This window comes from Nonomuraea sp. NPDC003707 (genome assembly GCF_053587055.1).
This window is the reverse complement of the sequence record NZ_JBSFNK010000017.1, coordinates 142,762-166,808: the sequence shown is the minus strand read 5'-3', so window position 1 is coordinate 166,808 and position 24,047 is coordinate 142,762. Positions and strand designations below refer to the sequence as shown.

The 24,047-nt window shown below is 71.1% G+C and carries 20 protein-coding genes; 11 read left to right on the top strand and 9 right to left on the bottom strand.

Annotated elements, in window-relative coordinates; genetic code table 11:
* The first annotated feature begins 104 nt into the window (after nt 1-104).
* The 5 genes from ACWDRB_RS37040 to ACWDRB_RS37020 all read left to right on the top strand — a co-directional run bounded on the left by ACWDRB_RS37040 (nt 105) and on the right by ACWDRB_RS37020 (nt 10,539).
* Nucleotides 105-3,200, top strand: a complete 3,096-nt coding sequence (locus ACWDRB_RS37040) for a BTAD domain-containing putative transcriptional regulator (protein ID WP_449901742.1) — start codon at nt 105-107, stop codon at nt 3,198-3,200.
* Nucleotides 3,201-3,303: 103 nt separating this feature from the next.
* Nucleotides 3,304-5,466, top strand: a complete 2,163-nt coding sequence (gene glgB / locus ACWDRB_RS37035) for a 1,4-alpha-glucan branching protein GlgB (RefSeq protein ID WP_350729805.1) — start codon at nt 3,304-3,306, stop codon at nt 5,464-5,466.
* A 199-nt stretch (nt 5,467-5,665) separates the two neighbouring features.
* Entirely contained in the window at nt 5,666-7,465 is a 1,800-nt protein-coding gene (locus ACWDRB_RS37030; RefSeq protein ID WP_449901739.1) for a S8 family peptidase, read from the top strand.
* Nucleotides 7,466-7,605: 140 nt separating this feature from the next.
* Nucleotides 7,606-8,970, top strand: a complete 1,365-nt coding sequence (locus ACWDRB_RS37025; protein WP_449901737.1) for a S8 family peptidase — start codon at nt 7,606-7,608, stop codon at nt 8,968-8,970.
* Nucleotides 8,971-9,180: 210 nt separating this feature from the next.
* Complete coding sequence (locus tag ACWDRB_RS37020) at nt 9,181-10,539, top strand: S8 family peptidase (protein WP_449901735.1); 1,359 nt, start codon at nt 9,181-9,183, stop codon at nt 10,537-10,539.
* Between the two features lie 168 nt (nt 10,540-10,707).
* On the opposite strand, the gene ACWDRB_RS37015 is transcribed toward ACWDRB_RS37020, so the two are convergent.
* The 6 genes from ACWDRB_RS37015 to ACWDRB_RS36990 form a co-directional block, all read right to left on the bottom strand.
* A complete protein-coding gene (locus ACWDRB_RS37015; RefSeq protein WP_449901733.1) occupies nt 10,708-11,610 on the bottom strand; it encodes an aminoglycoside phosphotransferase family protein in 903 nt (300 codons plus the stop codon).
* A gap of 250 nt (nt 11,611-11,860) precedes the next feature.
* Entirely contained in the window at nt 11,861-12,370 is a 510-nt protein-coding gene (locus tag ACWDRB_RS37010) for a nitroreductase family deazaflavin-dependent oxidoreductase (RefSeq protein ID WP_449901731.1), read from the bottom strand.
* On the bottom strand, nt 12,367-13,383 hold the full coding sequence (locus tag ACWDRB_RS37005; protein ID WP_449901729.1) for an alpha/beta hydrolase: 1,017 nt from the start codon (nt 13,381-13,383) through the stop codon (nt 12,367-12,369). Before ACWDRB_RS37005 ends, ACWDRB_RS37010 begins: the two co-directional genes overlap by 4 nt.
* Before the next feature lie 95 nt (nt 13,384-13,478).
* Nucleotides 13,479-14,009, bottom strand: a complete 531-nt coding sequence (locus ACWDRB_RS37000; protein ID WP_350729473.1) for a PadR family transcriptional regulator — start codon at nt 14,007-14,009, stop codon at nt 13,479-13,481.
* 201 nt (nt 14,010-14,210) lie between these two features.
* Nucleotides 14,211-14,753, bottom strand: a complete 543-nt coding sequence (locus ACWDRB_RS36995) for a hypothetical protein (RefSeq protein ID WP_449901726.1) — start codon at nt 14,751-14,753, stop codon at nt 14,211-14,213.
* A gap of 89 nt (nt 14,754-14,842) precedes the next feature.
* The gene (locus ACWDRB_RS36990) at nt 14,843-15,682 is read right to left on the bottom strand and encodes a helix-turn-helix transcriptional regulator (protein WP_449901724.1); all 840 of its coding nucleotides are present in this window, start codon (nt 15,680-15,682) and stop codon (nt 14,843-14,845) included.
* Nucleotides 15,683-15,799: 117 nt separating this feature from the next.
* Here ACWDRB_RS36990 and ACWDRB_RS36985 point away from each other — a divergent pair, with 117 nt between their 5' ends.
* Nucleotides 15,800-16,420, top strand: coding sequence for an NADPH-dependent FMN reductase (locus ACWDRB_RS36985; protein WP_449901722.1), 621 nt, complete (start codon nt 15,800-15,802; stop codon nt 16,418-16,420).
* A 73-nt stretch (nt 16,421-16,493) separates the two neighbouring features.
* Nucleotides 16,494-17,126, top strand: coding sequence for a DsbA family oxidoreductase (locus tag ACWDRB_RS36980; protein WP_449901719.1), 633 nt, complete (start codon nt 16,494-16,496; stop codon nt 17,124-17,126).
* A 9-nt stretch (nt 17,127-17,135) separates the two neighbouring features.
* Here the strand turns inward: ACWDRB_RS36980 and ACWDRB_RS36975 are convergent, their stop codons facing one another.
* Nucleotides 17,136-17,651 carry a hypothetical protein gene (locus ACWDRB_RS36975; protein ID WP_449901717.1) on the bottom strand — a complete coding sequence of 172 codons (516 nt, stop codon included), beginning with the start codon at nt 17,649-17,651 and terminating at the stop codon, nt 17,136-17,138.
* A 192-nt stretch (nt 17,652-17,843) separates the two neighbouring features.
* Between ACWDRB_RS36975 and ACWDRB_RS36970 the strand changes: the two genes are divergently transcribed.
* On the top strand, nt 17,844-18,593 hold the full coding sequence (locus tag ACWDRB_RS36970; RefSeq protein ID WP_449901715.1) for a hypothetical protein: 750 nt from the start codon (nt 17,844-17,846) through the stop codon (nt 18,591-18,593).
* Here the strand turns inward: ACWDRB_RS36970 and ACWDRB_RS36965 are convergent.
* Nucleotides 18,590-19,729, bottom strand: a complete 1,140-nt coding sequence (locus ACWDRB_RS36965; protein ID WP_449901713.1) for an alpha/beta hydrolase family protein — start codon at nt 19,727-19,729, stop codon at nt 18,590-18,592. The two genes, ACWDRB_RS36970 and ACWDRB_RS36965, sit on opposite strands and share 4 nt — an antisense overlap.
* 132 nt (nt 19,730-19,861) lie before the next feature.
* On the opposite strand from ACWDRB_RS36965, the gene ACWDRB_RS36960 reads away from it, so the two are divergent.
* The 3 genes from ACWDRB_RS36960 (at nt 19,862) to sppA (ending at nt 23,533) form a co-directional block, all read left to right on the top strand.
* Nucleotides 19,862-21,067, top strand: a complete 1,206-nt coding sequence (locus ACWDRB_RS36960; protein ID WP_449901711.1) for a sensor histidine kinase — start codon at nt 19,862-19,864, stop codon at nt 21,065-21,067.
* Nucleotides 21,064-21,759, top strand: a complete 696-nt coding sequence (locus tag ACWDRB_RS36955) for a response regulator (RefSeq protein WP_397371540.1) — start codon at nt 21,064-21,066, stop codon at nt 21,757-21,759. Before ACWDRB_RS36960 ends, ACWDRB_RS36955 begins: the two co-directional genes overlap by 4 nt.
* Before the next feature lie 76 nt (nt 21,760-21,835).
* Nucleotides 21,836-23,533: a signal peptide peptidase SppA gene (sppA, locus tag ACWDRB_RS36950; RefSeq protein ID WP_350729452.1), complete on the top strand. Its 1,698-nt coding sequence runs from the start codon at nt 21,836-21,838 to the stop codon at nt 23,531-23,533.
* Nucleotides 23,534-23,537: 4 nt separating this feature from the next.
* Here sppA and ACWDRB_RS36945 read toward each other — a convergent pair whose 3' ends face one another.
* Nucleotides 23,538-24,020: a flavin reductase family protein gene (locus ACWDRB_RS36945; RefSeq protein ID WP_363976399.1), complete on the bottom strand. Its 483-nt coding sequence runs from the start codon at nt 24,018-24,020 to the stop codon at nt 23,538-23,540.
* Nucleotides 24,021-24,047 lie beyond the last annotated feature (27 nt).

The following is a 24,047-nucleotide window of genomic DNA, read 5'->3' as shown; positions in this document are numbered from 1 at the left end:
GGAGATATTTTCCGACATTTCAGTGTTCTCTCTGAGTAGGAGTGATGCGTTCACCCTCCAGGTGCGCGGTTATGGTCTGATTCGGAGTCGGTTATGGGGGCGGGATGCGGTTCGGGGTGCTGGGCCCGCTCGCGGTGTGGACCGCGGACGGGGAGCCGGTCAAGGTGCCGGAGGTCAAGGTCCGGGCGCTCCTCGCCGACCTGCTGATCCACGCCGGCCGCCCCGTCTCCGCGGACCGGCTGATCGAGGACCTCTGGGGCGACCGTCCTCCGGCGAACGCGTCCGGCGCCCTCCGGGTGAAGGTGTCGCAGCTGCGCCGGGCGGTCGGCGGGCTGGTCGCGTACCGGGCGCCCGGGTACGTGCTGCACGTGGAGCCGTCCTCCGTGGACGCCGGCCTGTTCGAGACGTTGATCGGGCGCGCGCAGCGCTCCTCCGGCCCGGAGGAGCGGGCCGCGCTGCTGCGCGAGGCGCTCGGGCTGTGGCGCGGGGACGCCTACGCCGAGTTCGCCGACGAGCCGTTCGCCCTGGCGGCCGTGGCCCGGCTGGGCGAGCAGCGGCTGGCGGCCCTGGAGGAGCTGGCCGAGGCGCGCCTCGGGCTCGGTGAGCACGTCCTGCTCGCGGCCGAGCTGGCCTCACTGGTGGCCGAACATCCGCTGCGCGAACGGCTGCGCGCCGCGCACGTACGGGCCCTCTACCTGGCCGGGCGGCAGAGCGAGGCGCTGACCGGCTACGAGGAGCTGCGGCGGCGCCTGTCGGAGGAGCTGGGCCTGGACCCCGGGCCGGAGCTGGCGGCCCTGCACCAGGCGATCCTGCGGCAGGATCCGTCCCTGGGCCCGGTCGCGCGCTCCCGCGGCAACCTCCCCGCGCCCTTGACGAGCCTGGTGGGCCGGGACGAGGCGGTGGCCGAGGTCCGCTCGCTGCTGCGGGCCGGCCGCCTGGTGACGCTCACCGGCCCCGGCGGCGTCGGCAAGACCCGCCTGGCCCTGGCCGCCGCCTCGGGTACGGGCGGCGGGGACGTGTGGCTGGTCGAGCTGGCCGCGCTGCGGCCGCGGCCGCAGGAGGTCGAAGCGGCGGAGGTCGAGGTGGCCGAGGCGATCGCGGCCGTGCTCGGCCTGCGCGACGACACGGCCGGGCCGGGCGCTCCGCACGAGGGCGCGGTCGAGCGGATCGCGGGCGCGCTGGCGGGCGGGGAGACGCTGCTCGTGCTGGACAACTGCGAGCACGTCGTCGAGCAGGTCGCCGCGCTGGCCGGGCGGCTGCTCCAGGCCGCTCCCGGGTTGCGGATCCTCGCCACCAGCCAGGAGTCGCTGCGGATCGGGGGCGAGGCCCTGTGGAGCGTGCCGCCGCTGACGCGCGAGGCGGCGGTGGAGCTGTTCGCGGCGCGCGCCGGGGTGGAGCCCGACGCGGACGTGGCGGAGATCTGCGCCCGCCTCGACGGCCTGCCGCTGGCGCTGGAGCTGGCCGCGTCCAGGATGCGGGCGCTGACCCCGCGCCAGCTCGCCGACCGGCTGGACGACCGGTTCAGGCTGCTCGCATCGGGTCTGCGCGGGGCTCCGGCCAGGCAGCGGACGCTGCGGGCGATGATCGACTGGAGCTGGGAGCTGCTGACCGGCCCCGAGCGCGTCGTGCTCAGGCGGCTGGCCGCGCACGCCGACGGCAGCACGCTGGAGGCCGCCGAGGAGGTGTCCGCCGACCCCGGCGTGGACGTCCTCGACGTGCTGGCCAGGCTCGTTGACCGCTCGCTGGTCGTCCGCGTGCGGGCGCCCGGGGCGGAGCCGCGGTACCGGCTGCTGGAGTCGGTCTCGGCCTACTGCCTGGAACGGCTGGAGGAGGCCGGCGAGCTGGACGAGGTGCGGCTCAGGCACGCCGCGTACTACACGGCGCTCGCCGAGCGGGCGGAGCCGTACCTGCGGGGGCATGGGCAGCGGGACGCGCTCGCGCTGCTCGACTCCGAGAGCGCCAACCTGCGGGCGGCCCTGGAGACGGCGGTGCGGCTGGCCCGGCCCGGCGAGGCGGTGCGGTTGGTGAACGCCACGGCCTGGTACTGGGTGCTGCGCGGCAGGCTCGGCGAGGGACAGCGGGCGCTGGAGGCCGCGCTGTCCGTCCCGGACACGGCCGGGCCCGGCGCCGCGCAGGCGAGGGTGTGGCTGGCCGGGCTCCGGATGCTGGCGGGGTGGCTGCGGCCGCCGGACGACGAGGTGTTCGAGGCCATCGAAGGGCGGTCGGCGCGGGCCAGGGCGCGGTGGTTCATCGGGTACGCGATGTTCGGCTACGACGATCTGTCGGCCAGCCGGGCCCTGATCGAGCGGGCGCTGGAGACGTTCCAGGAGCTGGGCGACAAGTGGGGCACCGGCGCGGCGCTGAACGTGCTGGCCCGCTACGCCGCCACCCGCGGCGACCTGGCGGCGCTGCGGCGGGACGGCGAGCGGGGGCTGGCGCTGTTCAGGGAGCTCGGCGACCGGTGGGGCGAACTGCGGGCCGCCGAGAACCTCGGCACGCTCGCCGAGATCACGGGCGACTACGAGCGGGCCACCGAGCTGCGGGCGGACGGTCTGCGGATGGCGGAGGAGCTCGGGCTGTGGAGCTCGGTGTCCGACGCGCTGTCCCGGTTGGGGCGGATCGCCCTGCTGACGGGCGACCACGCGCGGGCCGACGACTATCACGAGCGGGCCAGGCGGCTGGCCGTGGAGCAGTCGAACCGTCCGGCCGAGGAGTTCGCGGAGCTGGGCCTGGCGCTCGCGGCGCGGCGGCAGGGGCGCCTCGACGAGGCCGAGCGGCGGCTGCGGGCCTGGCTGGGCTGGGTCAGGGAGGTGGCCGGCGAGCCGGGGGCGGCGCTGATCCTGGCCGAACTGGGGTTCGCGGCCGAGCAGCGGGGCGACGCGGCCGCCGCCCTGGAGCTGCAGCTGGAAGGGCTCAGAGCGGCCCGCAGGGTCGGCGATCCGCGGGCCACCGCGCTCGCGCTGGAAGGACTGGCGGGCGCGCGTGCTCTGGACGGACGCCACGAGGAGGCGGCGCTGCCGCTGGGCCGGGCGGCGGCGCTGCGGGCGGCCTCGGGCGCGCCGCTCCCCGCCGGGGAACGGGGCGACGTCGACCGGATCACCGCTGCCGTGCGGGCGGCCCTGGGTCAGGAGGCGCTCGACGCGGCTCTGGCACGCGGCGCGGAGTCGGAGCCGGAGAGGCTGGATCCAAGCCTGGTGTGAGGCAGGTTAAACCCAGGATTTCGCACTTTCGGTGATTGTCTCGGTGAAAGCGGGCAGTGCCTGGGATGGACGGTCATCATAGGGCAAGGTTGGGAGCATGCCGATGAGGACAGAGCTCGACCGCCTCGCGGGTGGGGCACACCACGATCCGCACTCCGTGCTGGGGGCGCATCCCGTGTCCGGCGGGGTGGTCTTCCGCACGCTGCGCCCGCTGGCCGAGCGGGTGCGGGTGGTGCTGGAGGACGGCACGGCCCACGACATGAAACACCAGGCCCACGGGGTGTTCGAGGTCACCGTCCCCGGCCTGGACAAGGTGCCCGGCTACGCGCTGAGCGTCAAGTACGCCGACCACGACCCGTACGAGGTCCGCGACCCCTACCGGCACTGGCCCACGCTCGGCGAAGTGGACCTGCACCTCATCGGCGAGGGGCGGCACGAGCGGCTGTGGGAGGCCCTCGGCGCCCGCGTGATGGAGCACGAGGACGTCGAGGGCACGGCGTTCGCCGTCTGGGCGCCCAACGCGCGCGGCATCCGGGTCGTCGGCGACTTCAACCACTGGGACGGCACCGCCTACCCGATGCGGTCGCTGGGCCGCTCCGGGGTGTGGGAGCTGTTCGTCCCGGACGTCGGCGCGGGCGAGCGGTACAAGTTCCAGATCCTGGGCGCCGACGGCGTGTGGCGTGACAAGGCCGACCCGATGGCCAGGCGCACCGAGGTGCCGCCGCTGACCGCCTCCGTGGTCGACAGGTCCGCCTACGCCTGGGCGGACGACCAGTGGGTGGCGGACCGGGCCGAGAGCCATCCGCAGGACGGGCCGATGAGCATCTACGAGGTGCACCTGGGGTCCTGGCGGCCGGGCCTGTCCTACATGGAGCTGGCCGAGCAGCTGTCCGCGTACGTGGTCGACATGGGGTTCACCCACGTGGAGCTGCTGCCGGTGGCCGAGCACCCGTTCGGCGGGTCCTGGGGCTACCAGGTGACGTCCTACTACGCGCCGACGGCCAGGTTCGGCACGCCCGACGAGTTCCGCCACTTCGTGGACCTGATGCACCGGCGCGGCGTCGGCGTGCTGCTGGACTGGGTGCCTGCGCACTTCCCGATGGACGACTGGGCGCTGGCGCGCTTCGACGGCACCCCCCTCTACGAGCACGCCGACCCGGCCAGGGGCGAGCACCCCGACTGGGGCACGTACGTGTTCGACTTCGGCCGCAGGGAGGTGCGCAACTTCCTGGTGGCCAACGCGCTCTACTGGCTCAAGGAGTTCCACATCGACGGGCTGCGGGTGGACGCGGTGGCGTCGATGCTCTACCTCGACTACTCGCGGCGCGAGGGCGAGTGGACGCCCAACGTCTACGGCGGCAGGGAGAACCTGGACGCGGTCGAGTTCCTCAAGGAGATGAACTCCGTCGCCTACCGGGAGACGCCCGGCATCTCGACCGTCGCCGAGGAGTCGACGGCCTGGCCGGGGGTCTCGCGACCGGTGCACCTGGGCGGGCTCGGGTTCGGGTTCAAGTGGAACATGGGGTGGATGCACGACACGCTCGAATACCTGCGCCACGAGCCGATCTTCCGCCAGTACCACCACCATCAGCTGACGTTCTCGCTGCTGTACGCGTACTCCGAGAACTACGTGCTGCCGCTGTCCCACGACGAGGTCGTGCACGGCAAGGGGTCGCTGCTCGGGAAGATGCCCGGGGACGAGTGGCAGCGGTTCGCGCAGCTGCGGGCGCTGCTGGCGTTCATGTGGGCGCATCCGGGCAAGCAGCTGCTGTTCATGGGCGGCGAGTTCGGCCAGGGCTCGGAGTGGTCGGAGGAGCGCGGGCTCGACTGGTGGGTGCTGGAGTTCGACGGGCACCAGGGCGTGCAGCGGCTGGTCCGCGACCTGAACCGGATCTACAAGGAGACCCCGGCGCTGTGGCAGCAGGACTCCAAGCCCGAGGGGTTCCGGTGGATCGACGCCGACGACGCCTCCGGTAACACGTTCTCGTTCGTCCGCTACGCCGACGACGGGTCCGCGCTGGCGTGCGTCATCAACTTCAGCGGCGCGCCGCACGAGAGCTACCGGCTCGGCCTCCCCTACTCCGGCCAGTGGTCGGAGATCGTCAACACCGACGCCTACGACTACTGGGGCAGCGGCGTGGGCAACATGGGCGTGGTCGAGGCCGACGACGAGCCGTGGCACGGGCTGCCGCATTCGACCACGCTGAGGGTGCCGCCGCTCGGCGCGGTGTGGCTCACGCACGAGGGGGAAACGCTGAACGTTTGAGGTGCGCCCGCTGAGAGTTAGGTGAGAAACCGGCCCCGAGACCTGTCTCTATCCGGAAAATCACCCTAAACTCCGAGATCATCCCCCTCTCGGAGGACGCGTGCGACTTCGCCCCCTGATCGTGAGTTCGATCGTGTTGGCCCTGCTGCCGTTATCGGCGCCGGCCTACGCGGAGGATCCGACTCCCAGTCCGAGCGTCGTGGAAGAGACAACCTCCACCCCCGGCGATCCCCCCGCCAAGGTGGAGGAGGGGTTAGGCGTCGACGGCGGCTCCGTGCGGGCCATCGTCGAGCTCACCGACCCGGCGCAGAACGCGCCCGTCGCGAGCCAGGCGGCCGCCGAGAGCGTGGACGTGGTGATGCAGCCGCAGAACCAGTCGTTCATGGTCGTGGAGGGGACCGCGGAGGAGCTGGCCAAGCTGGCCGACGACCCGCGGGTCACGTCCATCCACCGGGACAGGACGTACGCGCCGGTGGACGTGAGCCCCAATCTCAAGCTGATCGGGGCCGACCAGGCGCACGCCAAGAACTACACCGGCACCGGGCAGGCGGTGGCCGTGCTGGACACCGGCATCGACCGCGACCACCCGTGGTTCGGGAACAGGATCGTGGCCGAGGCCTGCTTCTCCGCCGTGGAGGCCGGCGTCGAGTCGCTCTGCCCGAACGGGCAGACGTCACAGACCGGCGCGGGCGCGGCGGACGCCACGACGGCCAAGTGCCTGGCCGACGGCGCGAACCTGTGCGAGCACGGCAGCCACGTCGCGGGCATCGCGGCCGGCACCGGCGGCGTCGCGCCGGGCGCGAACATCGTGGCGGTGCAGGTCTTCAGCCGGGTCAACGACGAGGACATCTGCGGCGAGCCGTCGTGCCTGCTGGCGTTCGAGTCGTCGCTGCGGCAGGCCATGGACTACGTGGCCGGCCTGACCGAGCCGGTCGCCGCCGTGAACCTGAGCCTGGGCGGCGAGCTGTCCGAGACCGACTGCGACTCCAGCGAGGAAGGGTTGATCTTCAAGCCGAAGATCGACGCCCTGCTGGCCAAGGGCATCGCGACCGTGGTCGCCGCGGGCAACGAGTTCTTCGAGGGGGCGTCGTACCCGGCCTGCATCTCCTCGGCGGTGGCCGTCGGGGCGAACGACAACAACGACGTCATCGCGGACTTCTCCAACCGCGGGGCCATCGTGGACCTGTTCGCGCCGGGCGTGGACATCGAGTCGTCCGTGCCGGACAACCGGACGGCCGTCTTCAGCGGCACCTCGATGGCGACCCCGCACGTGGCCGGCGCGCTGGCGCTGATGAAGCAGGCCTCGCCGCAGACGCCGATGGCCGACCTGATCAACACGCTGAAGACGACCGGCAGGCCGTACTCGTACCAGGCCAACGGCCAGCAGGTCAGCACGCCGCGCCTGGACCTGGCGGCGGCCCTGGCCGGCGCCTCGCCGCAGCCGACCATCACGCAGTCCCCGGGCGTGCCGACCGAGGACCCCGCCCCCGAGCCCGACCCGTCGGACAGCAGCGGCCCCAGCCCCGAGCCCGACGACCCGGCCGACCCCACGCCCCAGCCCTCGACCTCCACCTCGCCGGTCCCGCTGCCCACGGTCACCGTCACGGTGACGATCACGCCGACCCCGAAGACCACCGCGCAGGTCTGCACGCGAGGCACGACCGCCACCAAGCTGTCGGCCAAGCAGTGGGCCGTGGAGATCCACCGCAGCAGCGGCACGATCCCGGACGCCACGCTCACCTGCTACCTCAAGCTGATCGGCAAGTCGAGCAAGGTGTTCCCCGAGGTCACGAAGGCGTCCTCGCTCGGCAAGGCGTACCGGGTGCTGAAGAGCGCCAAGGCAAGCAAGGCCAAGCTGGACAGCGCGCTGCTCACGTCCTGGCTGAACTGGGCGCACGGCACGAACGGCACCAAGAAGCTGACCACCGCCGAGAAGGTGCGGCTGAACGGCAAGTCGACCGCGGCGGCATTGCGGAAGGCGGCGAAAACCGTCAAATAGCCAGTGCTAGGCGGCTAGGGCCGCAGGAAGGCAAAAAAGCCTCCAACGTTTCTCTGGGCTACATAGACCACCGACATCACAGTTGTCGCAGGTGGGGATGTATGCGGCTGTAAGCGAGCCAGGAGCTCTCGGAGGAACAAGTGAGGCTACGAACTCTGTTGGCCGGCGCCGCGGCGCTGGCCGCAACAGTCGTCGGGCTCTGTACGGGCCCGGCGCTCCACGCCGACTCGGGCGATCCGATCATCAGCCCGTCGCTGGCCGCGGAGGTCGAGGCGAAGTCCAGGGTGCGCTCCATCATCCAGCTCAAGCCCGGGCAGAGCGTCGAGGCCGTCGCGCGCGACATCGAGAAGGCGTCGGACGGCAGCCGGGTCCTGGAGTCCGCGCAGTCACCGCACTTCTTCGTGGCCGAGGTGGACGGCCCCACGCTGGCCAAGCTCAAGAAAGACAACCGCGTCCAGTCCGTCTACAAGGACGAGCTGCGCATGCCCACCCTTGACGTCAGCACCGCCGTCATCCGCTCGAACCGGGCGAACCAGGCCGGCTGGACCGGCCGGGGCGCCACCGTCGCCGTCCTGGACACGGGGATCGACCGGGACCACCCGTTCTTCGCCGGCCGGATCGTGGACGAGGCGTGCTTCTCCTCCTCCGACGCCAGCGACGGCGCCGTCTCGCTCTGCCCGAACAACCAGCCCAGCCAGACCGGTCCCGGCGCGGCGGACGCCGAGACCGCCCAGTGCGTCATCAGGGGTGCGAACGCCTGCTCCCACGGCACGCACGTGGCCGGCATCGCGGCCGGCCGGCTGGCCACGGGGGCGCCGTCCAACGGCGTCGCCCCCGAGGCGGGCATCCTCCCGGTCCAGGTCTTCAGCCGCGTGGACAACCCCATGACCTGCCTGATCGGCGGCGTTTCCGCACCATGCTTCCTCAGCTACACCTCCGACCAGAAGCTGGCGCTCGAGTACATCGCGCGGGTGGCCAAGACGCACAACATCGCCTCGGTGAACATGAGCCTCGGCGGGGGCGGCCCGTACGCCCAGGCCTGTGACACGGACGCGTCCGCCGCCGCGGTCAAGCCCGAGTTCGACACGCTGGTGGGCCTGGGCGTGGCCCCCGTGGTGGCGGCGGGCAACAACGGCTTCCCGAACGGCGTCGCCACCCCCGCCTGCATCTCCACCGCCGTCACGGTGGGCGCCACCGACGACTCCGACGCGCTGGCCTCCTTCACCAACCGGGGGCCGCTGCTCGACCTGTTCGCGCCGGGGGTGAACATCAACTCCTCCGTGCCGAACAACACGTACGCGGAGAAGAGCGGGACCTCGATGGCCGCGCCGCACGTGGCGGGGATGTTCGCGCTGATGAAGCAGGCGTACCCGGCCTTCACGGTCGCGCAGAGCCTGCAGCGGCTGCAGGAGACGGGCACGCCCATCCGCTACGACGCGGCGGGCACCTCAGTGACCACCACGCGGATCGACGCCGAGCGCGCCACCGCGGGCGCCCGCGCCTGATCGGCGCGGGGAAGGCCGGACGGCGGGGTCCGGCTGCGAGGGCCGGACGGCGGGGGGCCGGCCACAAGGGCCGGATCGGCGGGATCCGGCCCTTTTCGCTGCGTGATTACACCAATCGTTACTCTTAACGACAAACACCCCCTCACCCCCACCCTCCTCGCTCCCTCGCTCCCCTCGCTCCCCTCGCTCCCTCAACCCCCGGAGGAACAGTTGAGACTCTCGTCTCTGCTGGCCGGCGCCATCGCACTAGCCGCCACCTCGGCCGCGCTGGTCGCCACACCCGCCCTGGCCGACCCCGAGTGCAAGATCGACCCAGCGATCACCGCGACCGGCGAGCACCGCGCCATCGTCCGCGTGCAGCAGCCCGCACAGGTGCGGTCCGTCCAGTCCAGCGCGGAGGAGGTCAAGCAGGACAAGAAAAACGTCTACGCGGAGCCGCCCTCCGAGGTGGCCGGCAAGCTGGACTTCTTCGTCTACCGGGGCACCCGGGCGGAGCTCGAGCAGATCGCCGAGCAGTCCGACGTGGTCTCGATCCGCAAGGACAAGCTCAACGAGCCCTCGCTCGCCGAGAGCATCCCGCTGATCGGCGCGGACCGGGCACACCGCAAGGGCTTCACCGGCAAGGGCACGGCCGTCGCGATCATCGACAGCGGCATCGACAACGACCACCCCGCCTTCGGCAATCGCATCGTCGCACAGGCCTGCTTCTCGGCCACCGACCCGGTCGACAACTCCACGCCGCTGTGCCCGAACGGCAGCCAGTTCCAGATCGGCGACGGCGCCGCCAACGCCGAGACGGCCGCCTGCATGACGGGCGCCCCGCAGCCGCAGTACGGCCTGTGCTACCACGGCACCCACGTCGCCGGCATCGCCGCCGGCCAGGCCACCGCCGACTTCCCGGCCAGCGGCGTCGCCCCCAAGGCCAAGATCGTGCCGGTGCAGGTGTTCAGCCGCTTCGACGACTCCCCGTACTGCGCCGGCCGCCCCGTCTGCATCCTGGCCTACGACTCGTCGGTCCTGACCGGCATGGCGTACGCGGACCTGCTGGCGGACCAGTACAACATCGCCTCCGTCAACCTGAGCCTGGGCGGCGGCCAGTACACCGAGGCCTGCGACACGGGCGACGGGGCCGACTTCAAGACCGAGGTCGACAAGCTCCTCGCCAAGGGCACCGCCACGGTGGTCGCCTCGGGCAACAACGGCTTCGAGTCCGCGGTGTCGTGGCCCGCGTGCGTCTCCAACACGGTCACGGTCGGCGCCACGGACAAGCAGGACGCGGTGGCCGCCTTCTCGAACCGTGGGACGCTCCTGGACGTGTTCGCGCCCGGGGTGTCGATCAAGGGTGCGATTGCGGGGAACACGTACGCGACGCTGAACGGCACCTCCATGGCCGCGCCACACGTGGCCGGCTCCCTGGCCCTCCTCCACCAGAAGCGGCCACGCGCCGGGGTGGACAGCATGGTGGACGCTTTGAAGCGCACGGGCAAGCCGATCACGTACACGAGCGCGGAGACCGAGGTCACAACACCCCGCATCGACGTGTACGCGGCCCTGCGCACCCACTACTAGACGGCCCCCGTTGCCCTACTGGGTGGTCAGCCTGCTGGACCCCGCCCCGAACCCCCCGCCCGCCATGCACCCCACCCGTTGACCGGCGAAGCGGCGGGCCGACTGACGACCACCCACTGGCGCAATCGTGCCTCTGCCAAGATCGAGAACAAGTTCAAGAAGTGTGCGTCAAACGCCCTTCAGAACACAATCAAGTGCCGCCCGGCCTGCAGGTCCCCAGTTCGGCTTGCCACCGGGAAGGCCCCGATCTCCGTTCTGCCCCATGAGCATCAGGAAGAGGCTCTTCATAGCGGCCAGCCCCCGGGCGCGCCTGATCGTTGCCTCGTCCGCGTGCGCGTACGCGTCGAAGAACCGTGCGGCCGCGCCCGCGGGGAGCAGCACCCACGCGGCGCCGAGGTCCCACGCGGGATCGCCGGCGAACAAGGCACCGAAATCGATCACGCCCGAGAGCGTCCCGTCCGAGACAACGACATTCGCGGGATGGAGGTCGCCGTGCACCCACATCGGCGGGCCCTCCCACTCGGGGGCCGCGACGGCATCGGCCCAGACGGCCCGGACGGCGCGGACATCGCCGACGGCGTCGGGGTCAATGGCCTGCAAGAACTGCTCGAAGCCGCCCGTGCACCTCTTGGGATGAGCGCCGAAGTCCGAACTGGCCGGGGCCTCGGCGGGCGCCTTCACATGGAGCGCCCTGAGGAAGCCCGCCAACGTGTCGGCCGCGTGGGCGCCGCGGCTGATCGAGCCGTGGTCCAGCGGCTCGCCGGGAACCCACGTCATCACGGTCCAGTGCTTGGGGAAGCGCTCGGACGGTTCGCCGAACCGCACCGGGGTCGGCACCGGGAGCGGCAGGCGCGGGGCCAGCACAGGTAGCCACCGGCGCTCCTTGAGCTGGAGCTCCGGGGTAGGGTCCATACGCTGCATGCGCACGGCCAACTCGTCCCCGAGGCGCCACATTTGGTTGCCCCAGCCGCCCGCCACCTCGCGGATGGCCAGCCCTGCAAGGTCCGGATGTTGCTCCTGCAGCAGGTCGCGGACCAGGTCTGCGGTGATCTCGATCTCGGTGTCGGTCATGCGAAGTCACAGTACTGAGGCGACAGGCGGAGCGGCTCTTGCTCTCCGGGCTCTTCGGCAACGATCGGTCCCTGCTGATCGGTGGTCCCCAACCACCACGGCCTCGTTGTGGACACTGTCTCCAACGAGGCCACCCAGGTCATAGGCCATGCAACGATCAGCGGCTCAAGATAATGACCACTTGTGAAACGCCGGGTGGGGGTCCAGCCCATGATCGTGAAAGTTGGGATTTGAGACATAGAAAGCGATCTCAAAACTGGCCAAGGTCATGTCCAACGTTGTGCGTGCGGTCAACAAGATGCGCAGGAGCATCGCTGCCGAGGTCCGGCATTGCCGCCCGCTCGATGATCACGATCGGGATCTGCCTTGACGTCTCTCGCTGGTAGCCGATGTAGCGCGGCCATATCCCGGTCATCGTCTCCCACAGGCGGAGCCGCTCGTCCTCGGCCGCCGGGCGGGCCACCGCATCGAACACCTCGGCCCCGACCTGCACCTTGACCTGCGGCTGGGCGAGCAGATTGTGAAACCAGAGCGGATGGTCGGCGGCGCCGCCGTTGGAGGCGACCACAAGGTAGCGGTCGCCGTCGCGGCCGTAGATGAGCGCGGTGCGCCGGGGAAGTCCTGAGCGGCGGCCGATCGTCGTGATCAGCAGCGTGGGGGCGCCGTGGAAGAGGTGACCTCGAGCGCCGCCGGACTCGGCGTAGCTCTTGACGTGCCTGGCCACCCACCCGGTCGGGCTGTCGATCGGCTCTTGGCTCATCGCGCCGCTCCGCCCACGCGGCGGTCGGCCCACTCGCGTGCCTGGGCGAACCAGTGGGGCGCGGTGCGGTGGCCATTGAGCACGTGACCGGTGCCGGGGACCAGGACGGTCTCCAGCTTGGCGCGGGGACCGTAGAAGGGGGCCTCCTGGGCGTGCAGCGCGGCGGAGGAGGAGCGGGCTCCGGCCAGCAGCTTGTCATGCTCGCCGTTGACGATCAGTACGGGGGCCTGGATCTGCTTGTTGATCGAGGGCGGGGTGTAGGAGTCGCCGGGAGGGAAGACGTCCGTCGTCTTGGTGGCCTCGTCGGCGGCGATGGTCTTGGGGTCGGCGTTCGGCCGGTGGTAGAACCAGGTGGCCCGCAGGCCGGGCCGGGTGGTGAGGTAGCCGTCGTCGAGCCCGCGACCGGCGAAGCGGGGGTCGTCGGCGGCGCGGTAGATTCCCGCGCCCATCTGCTCGAAAGCGGCCTCGTTCGGCACGCTCGATTCGCCGGTCAGGATGACGCCGTCCACCTCCGACGGATGTGCGGCGGCCACCGTGCGGGCGAGGGTCGAGCCCAGCGAGTGGCCGACCAGAACGACCTTGGCGAACCGGCCGCCACCTAGACGACCCTCGCGCAACTGCCGGATGAGCTGGCGGATGACGATCTGGTGGGTGTCCTGCCCGAAGCGGGCGCTCGGCGGGTAGGAGCTCGCCCCGGTGCCGAGACGATCAATGGCCAGCGTCGCGTACCCGGCGGCGGTCATCGTCTCCACGTAGGAGGGACGCTGCCGGTCGCCGCGCATCCGCCAGTAGGCCTGGCCGTAGAAGCCGCCGGGAATGAGCAGCTGAACGGTGGCGGCACGGTCGCGCGGCAGGCACAGAGTGCCGGCGACGCGCTGGTCGGCGGGGCCACTGGAGGTCATCGCCACCTCGGCGCTGACCGTCCGGCAGGCGGAGGCGGCGTTCGCCGCTGCCGGGATCGAGGTTGCGGGGATCGAGACGAGCGCCAGAAGTACCGCTGTCGTGATGCGCATGAAACTCCTTCGAGGTACCCAAATTTGGTTAACCAAATTTGGGTATCGAACTATGGCTCATCCACCCTCCTGCCGTCAAACCGATCTCCGGCCGATCAGGCCGGCTCCTCACCGCGTTCCAGCCGCCCGATCAAGTCACGGATCCACGCCGCCTCACCCGCCGCCTGCGCCGCGCGCAGGGTGAACAGCTCTCTCACGTTCCTTGGGCGCTTTCCCTCCTGGGCCGTGGCCACGATCTGCTCCCGTTCGCCCTCCAGAGCGTGCACCCGCTCCTTGAGCAGCGCGATCACTTCCTCCTCGGGCAGCGCGGGGAGCAGCACAAGGGCCGCGTTGAGCAGCTCCGGACGCCGATCGGGAACCCTGAGGGCGCTTCTGAGCAGCCCGAGGAACTCCGCCTCGCCCTTCTCATTGATGGCGTAATCGACGCGGCCCGGCCATTCGTGCACTTCGCTGGTGTCCAGAAGACCTTCCTTGGCCAGCTGACGCAGCGCGTGGTAAATCGAGCCCGACCTGAGCCCTGCCCATTGCCCGGCCTCCCACGACTCCAGTTCGGAGCCCACCAGATAGCCGTGTGCCTGACCGTGCAGCCGCACCACGCCAAGGACCAGCAGTCGCGTCGCCGACATCGTCTCCCTCACTCGCCGGGGCCCTGCACCCGCCAAAGCCCTGCCGAACAGGCTAGCTGTCGTGCACGTGGAGGCGAGAAGGCGACGGGCATACCACTGTTTGTCGCCCGCGTGATTCCCGCAGTTCGCCGGGCCATGTGAGCTCCGGGCCGTCATGGGGCGAACAGGACGCGGGACTAACGCAGAACGGCGATCGGTCTCTCACTCCTCGTCAGGTTCGGCCCAGAACGGCGGCCCGAACGCGCCATCGCGACGCGTCACAACCTTCCCGTCGCGGACGCTCAGCAGCTCCGGCTCATCGTCCTCGTACCAGCGCTGATATCCGAAAAAGGACTCGTTCTTGTGGAGCCGGGCGGCCAACCAGTTCATCAGCCCGGCCACCTCGGCATGCCCGTCGGGGTGGATCTCCCAGCGGCAGGTCAGCGCCCAGCGTTCGTCGCCGTGGTCGTCCGCGCGCACCAGGATCGAGCAGCCGGCGCCCGACATCTTCGAGGCCGCGTAGGGCGAACCATCGCTCCACACCGGTTGCGGAAACTCCTTGATCACCCAGTCGCCGTTCTCGTCCTGCACCGGCTCCAGCTCGTCGTCCAGCAGATCGAGGACCTCGTTGACGATGACCGTCTTCTCGGTGATGTGCTCGGGCCGCGCGCCGAGGCCCACGTGCCAGCGCAACTCGGCGAGTTCGGTCTCGGACAAGTCGCCGCGCAGGTCCATCGCGACCATGAGTTCGTGAATGTCAGCCACGGCAGCACCGTAGCGACACGGACCGACACCGGGCGGCCGCACCAGAACGGCGGGTCCGCTCTGAAGCCGAAGCAACTACTCACGGCCCGCTAGGAGGCGGCGGGGTGATGGTCGGTGAGGCGGTCGAGGGCGGCGGCGGTGGCCTCGTCGGAGGCGAGGTAGACGACCAGCCGCTGCTCGTCGGGGTCGGGCAGCTCCAGGCTCTCGTACGCCAGCCGTAGCTCCCCCACCTCCGGGTGCGCCCACCGCTCGACGCCGGTGCGCGTGGGCAGTGCGGCCGAGCCTTCGAACCGGTCGCGGAAGCGGTCGCCGGCGGTGATCGTCAGCTCCTCGGCGAGCAGCGCCGCGTGCGGGTCGCCGAGCGCGGACGCGGCCCGCAGCGCGGCGGCCCGCTCGTCGGCGACCGTGTCCCAGTCGGGGTGGGCGTCGTGCGCGCGTGGGTCGGTGAAGACGTACCGGACCAGGTTCGGCGGCTCGGCCTCCAGCAGCCCGCTCGGGCCGGCGAGCTGCGCGAACCCGGCCGTCCACGCGAGCAGGTCGCCGGGCCGGTTGGCAACCAGCGCCGGGGCGGGCTCGAGCCAGTCCAGCAACGCCTGCACGGTCGGGCGCACCGTCCGGGCCCGCGTCATGGCGGCCCCGTCGCACGTGCCGCCGCCGGTGGTCTTCGCCAGCCGGTGCAGGTGGATCCGCTCGTCACGGGACAGACCCAACGTCTCCGCGAGCGCGGAGAGCACCTGGGCGGACGGGCTGCGGTCGCGCCCCTGCTCCAGCCGGGTGAGGTAATCGACGCTGACGCCGGCGAGCGTGGCCAGCTCGGCTCGGCGCAGCCCGGGGGTGCGGCGCCGGTTCCCGTTCGGGAGCCCGACCGCGGCCGGCGGGACCGCCTCCCGGTGTGCGCGTAGAAACGCGCCCAGCTCTGTCTCCCTCATCAACCGCGATTGTATTCGCGGCGAGCCTGGCCCTGCCAGGGCTAGGAAAACCGCAGCCTGGTCCGGACACACCCAGCGCCGGGACGCTAGCAGGCATGAGCACCTTGGAGGAGGCCCATGATCCAGATCGCGATCATTCTGGGCAGCACCCGCCCCGGGCGCCGCGTCGAGGACGTGGCCCGGTGGGTCGCCGAGGCCGCCGGCCGGCACCCCGCCGTCAAGACCGGGGAGGCCGGCCTCGAACTCGTCGACATAGCCGAGTACGAGCTGCCGTTGCTGGATGAGCCGGCGCCCGCGGTCATCGGTTATTACCAAAATGCGCACACCAAGCGGTGGGCGGCCACGATCGACAGGTTCGACGGGTTCGTGTTCGTCACCCCGGAGTACAACAGTGCCATCCCCGCGGCGCTGAAGAACGCCATCGACTACCTGTACGCGGAATGGAATGACAAAGCAGCCGGGATCGTCAGCTACGGGGTTTACGGCGGCACCCGCGCCGCCGAACAACTACGGCAGACCATGGGCGAGATCAAAATCGCCGACGTACACGCCCAGGTCGCGATCAACCCGTACTTCGACTTCGATTTCACCGAATCCAAAGCCGGCGTCTGCGCCCCCGGCGAGCGCCAGGAAACCGCCCTGATCACCATGCTGGATGAAGTCCTCGCATGGTCCCGTGCCCTCCGAGTGCTGCGGGACCCCACCGCGAGCGCCGATCCCCGGCCCGGGACGACCTGATCCACGCACCTCAAAACCGAAGCCATCCCGAATCCCTGACGCACCAGCTATTTCCACACGAGAAAGGACCAAGATGAAAGTAGAGATATACGCCGATATCGCGTGCCCGTGGTGCCGCCTCGGCACGCACCAGTTCCACCGCGCGGTGGCCGCGGCCGGCACAGAAGCGGATGTCGAACTCGTTCATCGTCCGATCCAGCTCCTTCCCGACGCGCCCGAGGAACCCCGGCCACTGATGGACGCGGTGGTCGAGATGTTCGGTCGCGAACAAGCCGAGGCGATGGTCGCGGAGATGACCCGGCTCGGCGCCGGCGAAGGAATCGAGTACCGATTCGACCGCGCGGTGGCGGTCAACACCTTGACCGCGCACCGGCTGCTGTGGCTCGCCCTGCACGAGCACGGTGCCGAGGTGCAGGCCGCGCTGGCGACCGCCCTCTTCGACGCGTACTTCCGCGACGGCGTGAACATCGCCGACCACACGCAACTCACCGAGCTGGCCGAACGGGTCGGCTCGGACGGCGGCCGGGTGCGGGACTTTCTCGCCTCCGAGGACGGGGGCGCCGAGGTACGTGAGCAGGCGGCCGCGGCGCGGCGGGAGGGCGTCACCACCGTGCCGAGATTCGTCTTCGAGGACGGCGCGCTGATCGTAGGTGTGACCAGCACCGAAGCGCTCGGCGACGCGCTCCGGAAGGCCGGCGGCCGGTAAGTCGCTGCCTCAGGTGACGGTGCCGTCCCAGTGAGCGATCCATTCGCCCTGTTTGACGACGACGGGCGGGGATGGCTGTGCGGGCCAGATCTGCAGGTAGTGGTGGTCGCCGTCGAAATCCGGCCGTTCCGTGAGCGTGCTCCAGACGTGGTAGCGCAGCCGGTGCGTGCCCGGACCGGCGGGCAGCGGGGGAAGGCGGCGCATCGCCGTGTCGTCCCAGTCCATGCACCATCCGATCAGGAAGAGCTCGCCGGTCGTCGACATGAAGTCGATCTCCACGATCTCCTCGTACCCGTCGAGGTCGGCGCCCGGATCGTGGTCGGCGACGGTCACCGTGAGGGGGATGCCGTCGCCGTGCTGGTAAGAGATCGCCAGTTCGGCCATGGCCTTCCGTACCGTGACGAGCGCGACGGACCGCTCCACGTCGCCCGCGTCGTCCCCGTCCCAGTCCCCGTTCATCAGGAAGACAGTGCTGCAGTCCTCGACGTCTACTTCCACCTGGACGGTCTCCGCATAGGGGCTCATGGCGGCGAGCGTAGAGCCCGCGCCCCCGCCTCGAACGCGCCGGTACCTCTCGGGCAGGTCCGGCCGATACAGTCCAGGGGTGCGTTGATCTTCCGGGCGGCGGCCACGTACCGCCGCGGACGGTGCGGGCGACCCCGGCAGCCGGGGCCGCCCCGGCAGGCTTCCCCCGTCACGATCCCACCGGAGATCACCGTGCCCGCCCGGCAACCTCTCACCTACCGCTCGTTCGTCGAGCTCGCCACCGCCGACCCCGCCGTGGTCGGGCTCGTCCTCAAGGGCTCCCGCGCCCACGACGGCATGGTCACCGAGCACTCCGACCATGACCTGTACGTCGTCCTCGCCGACGGCGCGGCGACGGATCTCACCCGGTTCGCCGGTCACCGCACCCCCGAACTCGACCTCGTCATCATCACCCTGGCCGAGTTCCGTACGGCTGGAATGCCCGGCTTCGAGCGATACGCGCTCGCCCGCGCCAGGGTCGTGCTCGACCGGCTCGACGGAGGCATCGGCCGGATCCTGGCCGCCAAGGCACGGCTCGACGCCGACGAGGCGTTCCGGGACTCCGGTGAATGGCTCGACGCCTATGCCAACTCCCTCTACCGCTCCGTCAAGAACGACCGTGACGGGCATCCGCTCGCCGCCCGCCTCGACGCCGCCGACAGCATCCGGTTCCTGCTGGAGCTGCTCTTCGCTCTCGACCGTCGCCCCCGCCCGTACAACAAATACCTCGAATGGGAGCTCGCCCGATACCCGCTGCCGGGCTGGGACACCGGCATGCTGCTGGACGCCGCCTGTCGCATCTCGGGAACGGGCGACGTACCCCTGCAACGGCGCCTCTTCGCCCGGGTCGAGGCGGCGGCCCGGCGTGCCGGGCACGGCGCGGTGCTGGACGCGTGGGGCGAGGACCTCGACCTGATGCGACCGCAGGAGGACAGGTCCTAGCCCGCCGACTTGACCTCCGGATAGCGCGAAGTCGGGTCGTTCAGGATCGGCTGTGGCCTGCCCCGCAGGTGGAGGTCGTAGAAGGCCGCGACGATCCCGCGCGTGATCTCCAGGGATCGCGTGGCGGGCAGGTCGGCGCCGTCGTCGATGCCGAGCTGCTCGGAAAGCACGGAGATGTCGGTGAAGGAGGCGTGCTCGGTACCCGTCACCACGAACCAGCGCTTCCAGCCGGTGAGGTTCGGCCAGGACTGGTCCCAGGTGGGGTCCTTGCCCGGGCTGTGCTTCGCCTCGGAGCCGAGGAGTAGGTACGGCTTGGCCAGCCCACTGCTGGGGACCGGGACGACGGCGGTGCCGTCGATGTTCATCCCGGCGCGCAGCCGGGAGTCCTTCAGCAGGGCGGCCACAGAGCTCGCGCCGCCCACGGAGTGGCCGCCCATGGCGATCCTGGATCGGTCGATCAGCTTGGGATACCTGGCGAGCACCGAGTCCAGGACGAAGGTGACATCGGCCGCCCGGATCTGCCCGACCTTGACCCAGAACGCCGGATTCTTCGGTTCGATCTCGCACGCGACGCACTCGGCGACCCTCCCGTCGGGGAAGCTCGTGGCGACGTTCTCGTACGTGTGCCCGATGACGGCCACCGCGTAGCCCCGGCTGGCCAGGTCCTCGGCCAGGCCGGTGAGCGAGTAGCGGGGCTTGGTGAAGCCCGGGGAGAGGACCACGAGGGGCAGCCGTCCCTTGGCCGGCCTGGCGTCCTTGACGGCATCGATCCGCGTCTTGCTGAGCAGATCGCCCGGTACGCCGGAAGCGCCCGCCTCCTTCAACGTGAGCTCGGACTCCTTGACCGTCATGTACGGCGCCGGCACCCCGCCGGCCTTCGCCGCCGGATACCAGAGCGAGACCATGAGCTCCCGCGCCTTCACGCTGGGCACCCAGGGATCGGGGCGGGAGGTGTCCTTGAGGTGGAGGGAGGTCATGCCGACCGGCAGCTTGCCCGTCGGCTTGGGGATGCGCAGAGCGGGTGCCGGCCCGGTGGTTCGGTTCCTGACGGCGGCCTCCGACGTGGCCGCCCAGGAGGCGGTGGCCGGCAGGGCGAGGAGTACGGCGAGGGCAAGCCGCCCGATTCGGTGACTCATGGGGCTCGACGCTAGGGCCGGGCGATCTCCGGCCGCGTCGGCCGTGACGACGACATCGGCGGCGGGGTCGTCCTCGAGATGTACTCCGCTCCGCCGATGTCCCCCATACGCCACGAACAGGACAATGTGCGAGTGTCACTGATCAGAAGGCGATGGCGGGACCTGCTCCGCGCGGAGCACAGGCCCTCGCGTCGCGCGCTCGTGTTCGACGTCCTCCTCGCGGTCGCCTTGACCGTGCTGGCGATGGTGGCGGCGGCACCCGCCGTGGACGCCGTCCACAGCGTCGACCCCCTGCGGCTGCCTCCTCCGCCCCGGCCCGTCCTGCCCACCCACAGTGACGCGGTCGATCCCGGTCTGCTCTTCGCGGTGGCGCTGACGGCGTTGCCGCTGGCCGTACGGCGGCTGTATCCGTTGACCGCCTTCTGGATCGTGCTGCTCGCCGCCCTGGCCACCGATGACGAGGCGACCTGGGTCACCGTGGCGACCTGCGCCATCGCCGCCTATGGAGCGGTCGCCTACAGCCGCAACCGGCTGGTGGCGCTGGGCGGTCTGGTGCTGGCCACCGTACTGGCGGGGATGGCCTTCAAGGATGCCGTGGCGGGGTTGCCGAGCTGGCTCGGGCCGTTCGTGGTGCTGCTCGGCGCGGGGGTCATGGCGAGCTTCGTCCGGTTCTGGCGGCAGCAGCTCGCCGAGCGGGACGAGAAGCTCCGCCGGGCCGTACAGGTGGAGCGCTCGCGCATCGCCGGCGAGCTGCACGACGTCGTCACCCACAATGTGAACGTGATGGTGATCCAGGCGGGGGCGGCACGCAAGGTGATGGACACGACGCCGGAGCGGGCCAAGCAGGCCATGCTCGCGGTGGAGACCAGCGGCAGGGCCGCCATGGCCGAGCTCCGCCACGTCATGGGCCTGCTTGCCGCCTCCGGCAGCGGGTCCGACCTTCTCGAACCGCAGCCCGGGCTCGACCAGCTCGACTCGCTCATCGAACGCGTGCGCGCGGCCGGGGTCCCGGTCAGCGCCGAGATCGGTACGCCGGAGGGTCCGGTGCCGCCCGGGGTGGGCCTGGCCGTCTACCGCGTCGTCCAGGAGGCGCTCACCAACACGATCAAGCACGCGGGCGGCGCCGCCGTCTCGGTGGCGATCAGTCACACCGGCGGCTGGCTGGACATCGAGGTCGCCGACCGCGGCGGCACTCCCGCGGCCCGTGCGGGGGACGGCCAGGGCCGGGGGCTGATCGGGCTGCGTGAACGGCTGGCGCTCTACGACGGGACCCTGGAGGCAGGGCCGCGGAGCGGCGGAGGCTTCGTGACGAAGGCGCGCCTGCGGTGGACGGCATGAACGAGGCGCCCCGCGTGGTCATCGCCGACGACCAGGCGCTCGTACGCAGCGGGTTCGGGATGATCCTGGCCGCCGACGGGATCGAGGTGGTCGCCGAGGCCGCCGACGGCGTCGAGGCGGTCGCCGCCGTCCGGCGGACCCGGCCCGATCTCGTGCTCATGGACGTACGGATGCCGCGCCTGGACGGCATCGAGGCCACCCGGCAGATCCTGTCCGGCGGCGCGGACGGGACCCGCGTCCTCATCCTGACCACGTACGACCTCGACCACTACGTCTACGCGGCGCTCACCGCCGGGGCCAGCGGCTTCCTGCTCAAGGACGTCTCCCCCGAACACCTGGTGGCCGCGGTGCGCCTGGTGCGCACGGGGGACGCGCTGCTCGCGCCCGCGATCACCCGACGCCTGATCGAGCGCTTCGCCCGCCACGACGAGCCCGCTCGCCGCGTCGTGCACGGCGACCTGTCGCAGCTGACCCCGCGCGAGCTGGAGGTCCTGCGCCTGCTCGCGACCGGCATGAGCAACGCCGAGGTCGCCGACCGCCTGGTGCTGAGCCCGACGACGGTCAAGACGCATGTCGCGCGCATCCTGTCAAAGCTGGAGCTCCGCGACCGCGTCCAAGCCGTCGTCCTCGCCTACGAGACCGGCCTGGTCAGCCCGAGCGCACCGGCTCCGATCACGCGTAAAGCTCCTTGAGGCCGACCAGGCGGACGCCTTTATGCAGCCATAGATCCCTAAACGCATTTCGTATTGTGTCGCTTAGGGTGTCTTCATGGAGGCAGGAAAGGCGATCTTCGAAACCGTCGACAAGCTTCGTCAGCGGCGCACGGCCCCGCTGGTGTTGGAGCTCGATCTCACAGAGGGCCTCACCGAGGGCCCGCCGGCGGACCCGCTCGCCGCGGTGCTGTCCATGCGTAAGACGCGCCTGTCCGACGTCCTGTCCGGGCTCAGGCGCGCCAGGCAGGACTCCAGGGTCAAGGCGCTGGTGGTGAGGATCGGGGGCAACCCGCTGGGCCTGGCCATGGTGCAGGAGCTGCGCCAGGCGGTGATCCAGTTCAGGGCGTCGGGCAAGCTGACCGTCGCGTTCTCGGAGACGTTCGGGGAGTTCGGCGGCGGTACGGTGCCGTACTACCTGGCCACCGCGTTCGAGCGCGTCTACCTGCAGCCGAGCGGCGACGTCGGGCTGACCGGGGTGGCGCTGGAGCAGCGCTTCGTCAAGGGGGCCCTGACGAAGCTGGGTGTCGGGTACGAGGCCGGGCAGCGGCACGAGTACAAGACCGCCGTCAACACCTTCACCCAGGACCACATGACCGAGCCGCACCGCGAGTCCATGGGCCGCATCGTCGAGTCGGTCACCGAGAGCCTCAGCGCGGGCATCGCCGACGGGCGCCGGCTCGACGCGGGCAAGGTGCGGGAGCTGATCGACCGCGGCCCGTTCACCGCCTCCGAGGCGCTGGAGGCCGGGCTGGTCGACGGGCTGGCGTACCGGGACGAGGTGTACGAGCAGGTCAAGCAGGCGGCGGGCGACGACTCGCACCTGCTGTACGTGTCCAGGTACGCCAGGGGCGCGGCCGTGCGGAAGCTGCCGCACCCGACGGCGGACGGGATCGCGCTCATCCACGGCACGGGCATGATCAGGACCGGCCGCAGCGGGCGCAGCCCGCTCGGCGGGGGCGGGGCGATGGGCTCCGACACGATCAGCGCCGCCTTCCGGGCGGCCCGGCGGGACGAGCACGTCAAGGCGGTCGTGTTCCGGGTGGACAGCCCCGGCGGCTCGTACGTGGCCTCCGACACGGTCTGGCGCGAGGTGACGCTCACGCGCAAGGTCAAGCCGGTGATCGTCTCGATGGGCGACCTGGCGGCGTCCGGCGGCTACTTCGTGGCGATGGCCGCCGACGTGATCGTGGCCCAGCCCGGCACGCTGACGGGCTCGATCGGCGTGTACGGCGGCAAGCCCGTCGTGGCAGAAATGCTCGAAAAAATCGGCATAAATTCGGAAATGGTGGCGTCCGGGGCTAACGCGGGAATGTTCTCTACATCTCGCGGCTTCTCCCCCGAGCAATGGGACCGCGTGAACGCCTGGCTCGACCGTATTTACGATGACTTCGTGGGCAAGGTCGCCGCGAGTCGCGACCTGACCCGGGAACGCGCGCACGAGCTGGCCCGCGGCCGCGTCTGGACCGGCGCCGACGCGCACGCCAGCGGGCTCGTGGACGAGCTGGGCGGCCTGGAGGACGCGCTGGTCCTGGCCAGGAAGCGGGCCGGCCTCCCCGACGACGCCCCCGTACGCGCCTACCCCCGGCTCAACCCGCTGGAGCGGCTGCGCGGGCCGGACTCGAGCGAGGACAAGTCCGCCGCCCTGGCCCGCCTGCGCCTGGACGCGTGGGGCCCTCTCGCCCGCCTGTCCGCCGAGCTCGGCCTCCCCGCCGCGGGCCCGCTGCTCCTCCCCACGTGGTACGTGATCCGCTGAGCGCTCACGACCCGATCGGGCGGTAGCGGGAGCGGAGCCGTACCAGAGGCTGGAGAGCGGCCTCGACGTAGGGGACCGCGAGGACGGTGGCGATGAAGAGGGTGTGATCCCCGGCCGGGACCACTTTGGTGGTCTCGGCCTCCAGGGCGGCCACCCCGCCCTCCACCACCAGCGCGTCCGAGTGCGTTCCCCGGTGATGCGGCGTGCCCGCCAGCAGCAACCGGGCGCTGGGCCGGCCGGCGGTGGCGAAGCGGCTGGCGATGGCCGCCTGGCCGGACGACAGGAGCGAGGCCGCCCAGCGGTCCTGCCGGAGCAGGACCTCGTTGAGGTAGCCGCCGCTGGCCAGGCTCACCAGGAGGAGCGGGGGCTCCAGCGAGACGGACATCAGCGCCGACACCGTGGTGCCGAGGTCGTCGCGCCCATCGCGTACGGTCACCACGGCCACCCCGGCCGCGAGCTGCGCCATCGCCTCCGTGAACTCGCTCACGGCACGAACCTAGCGGTGCGGGCCCCC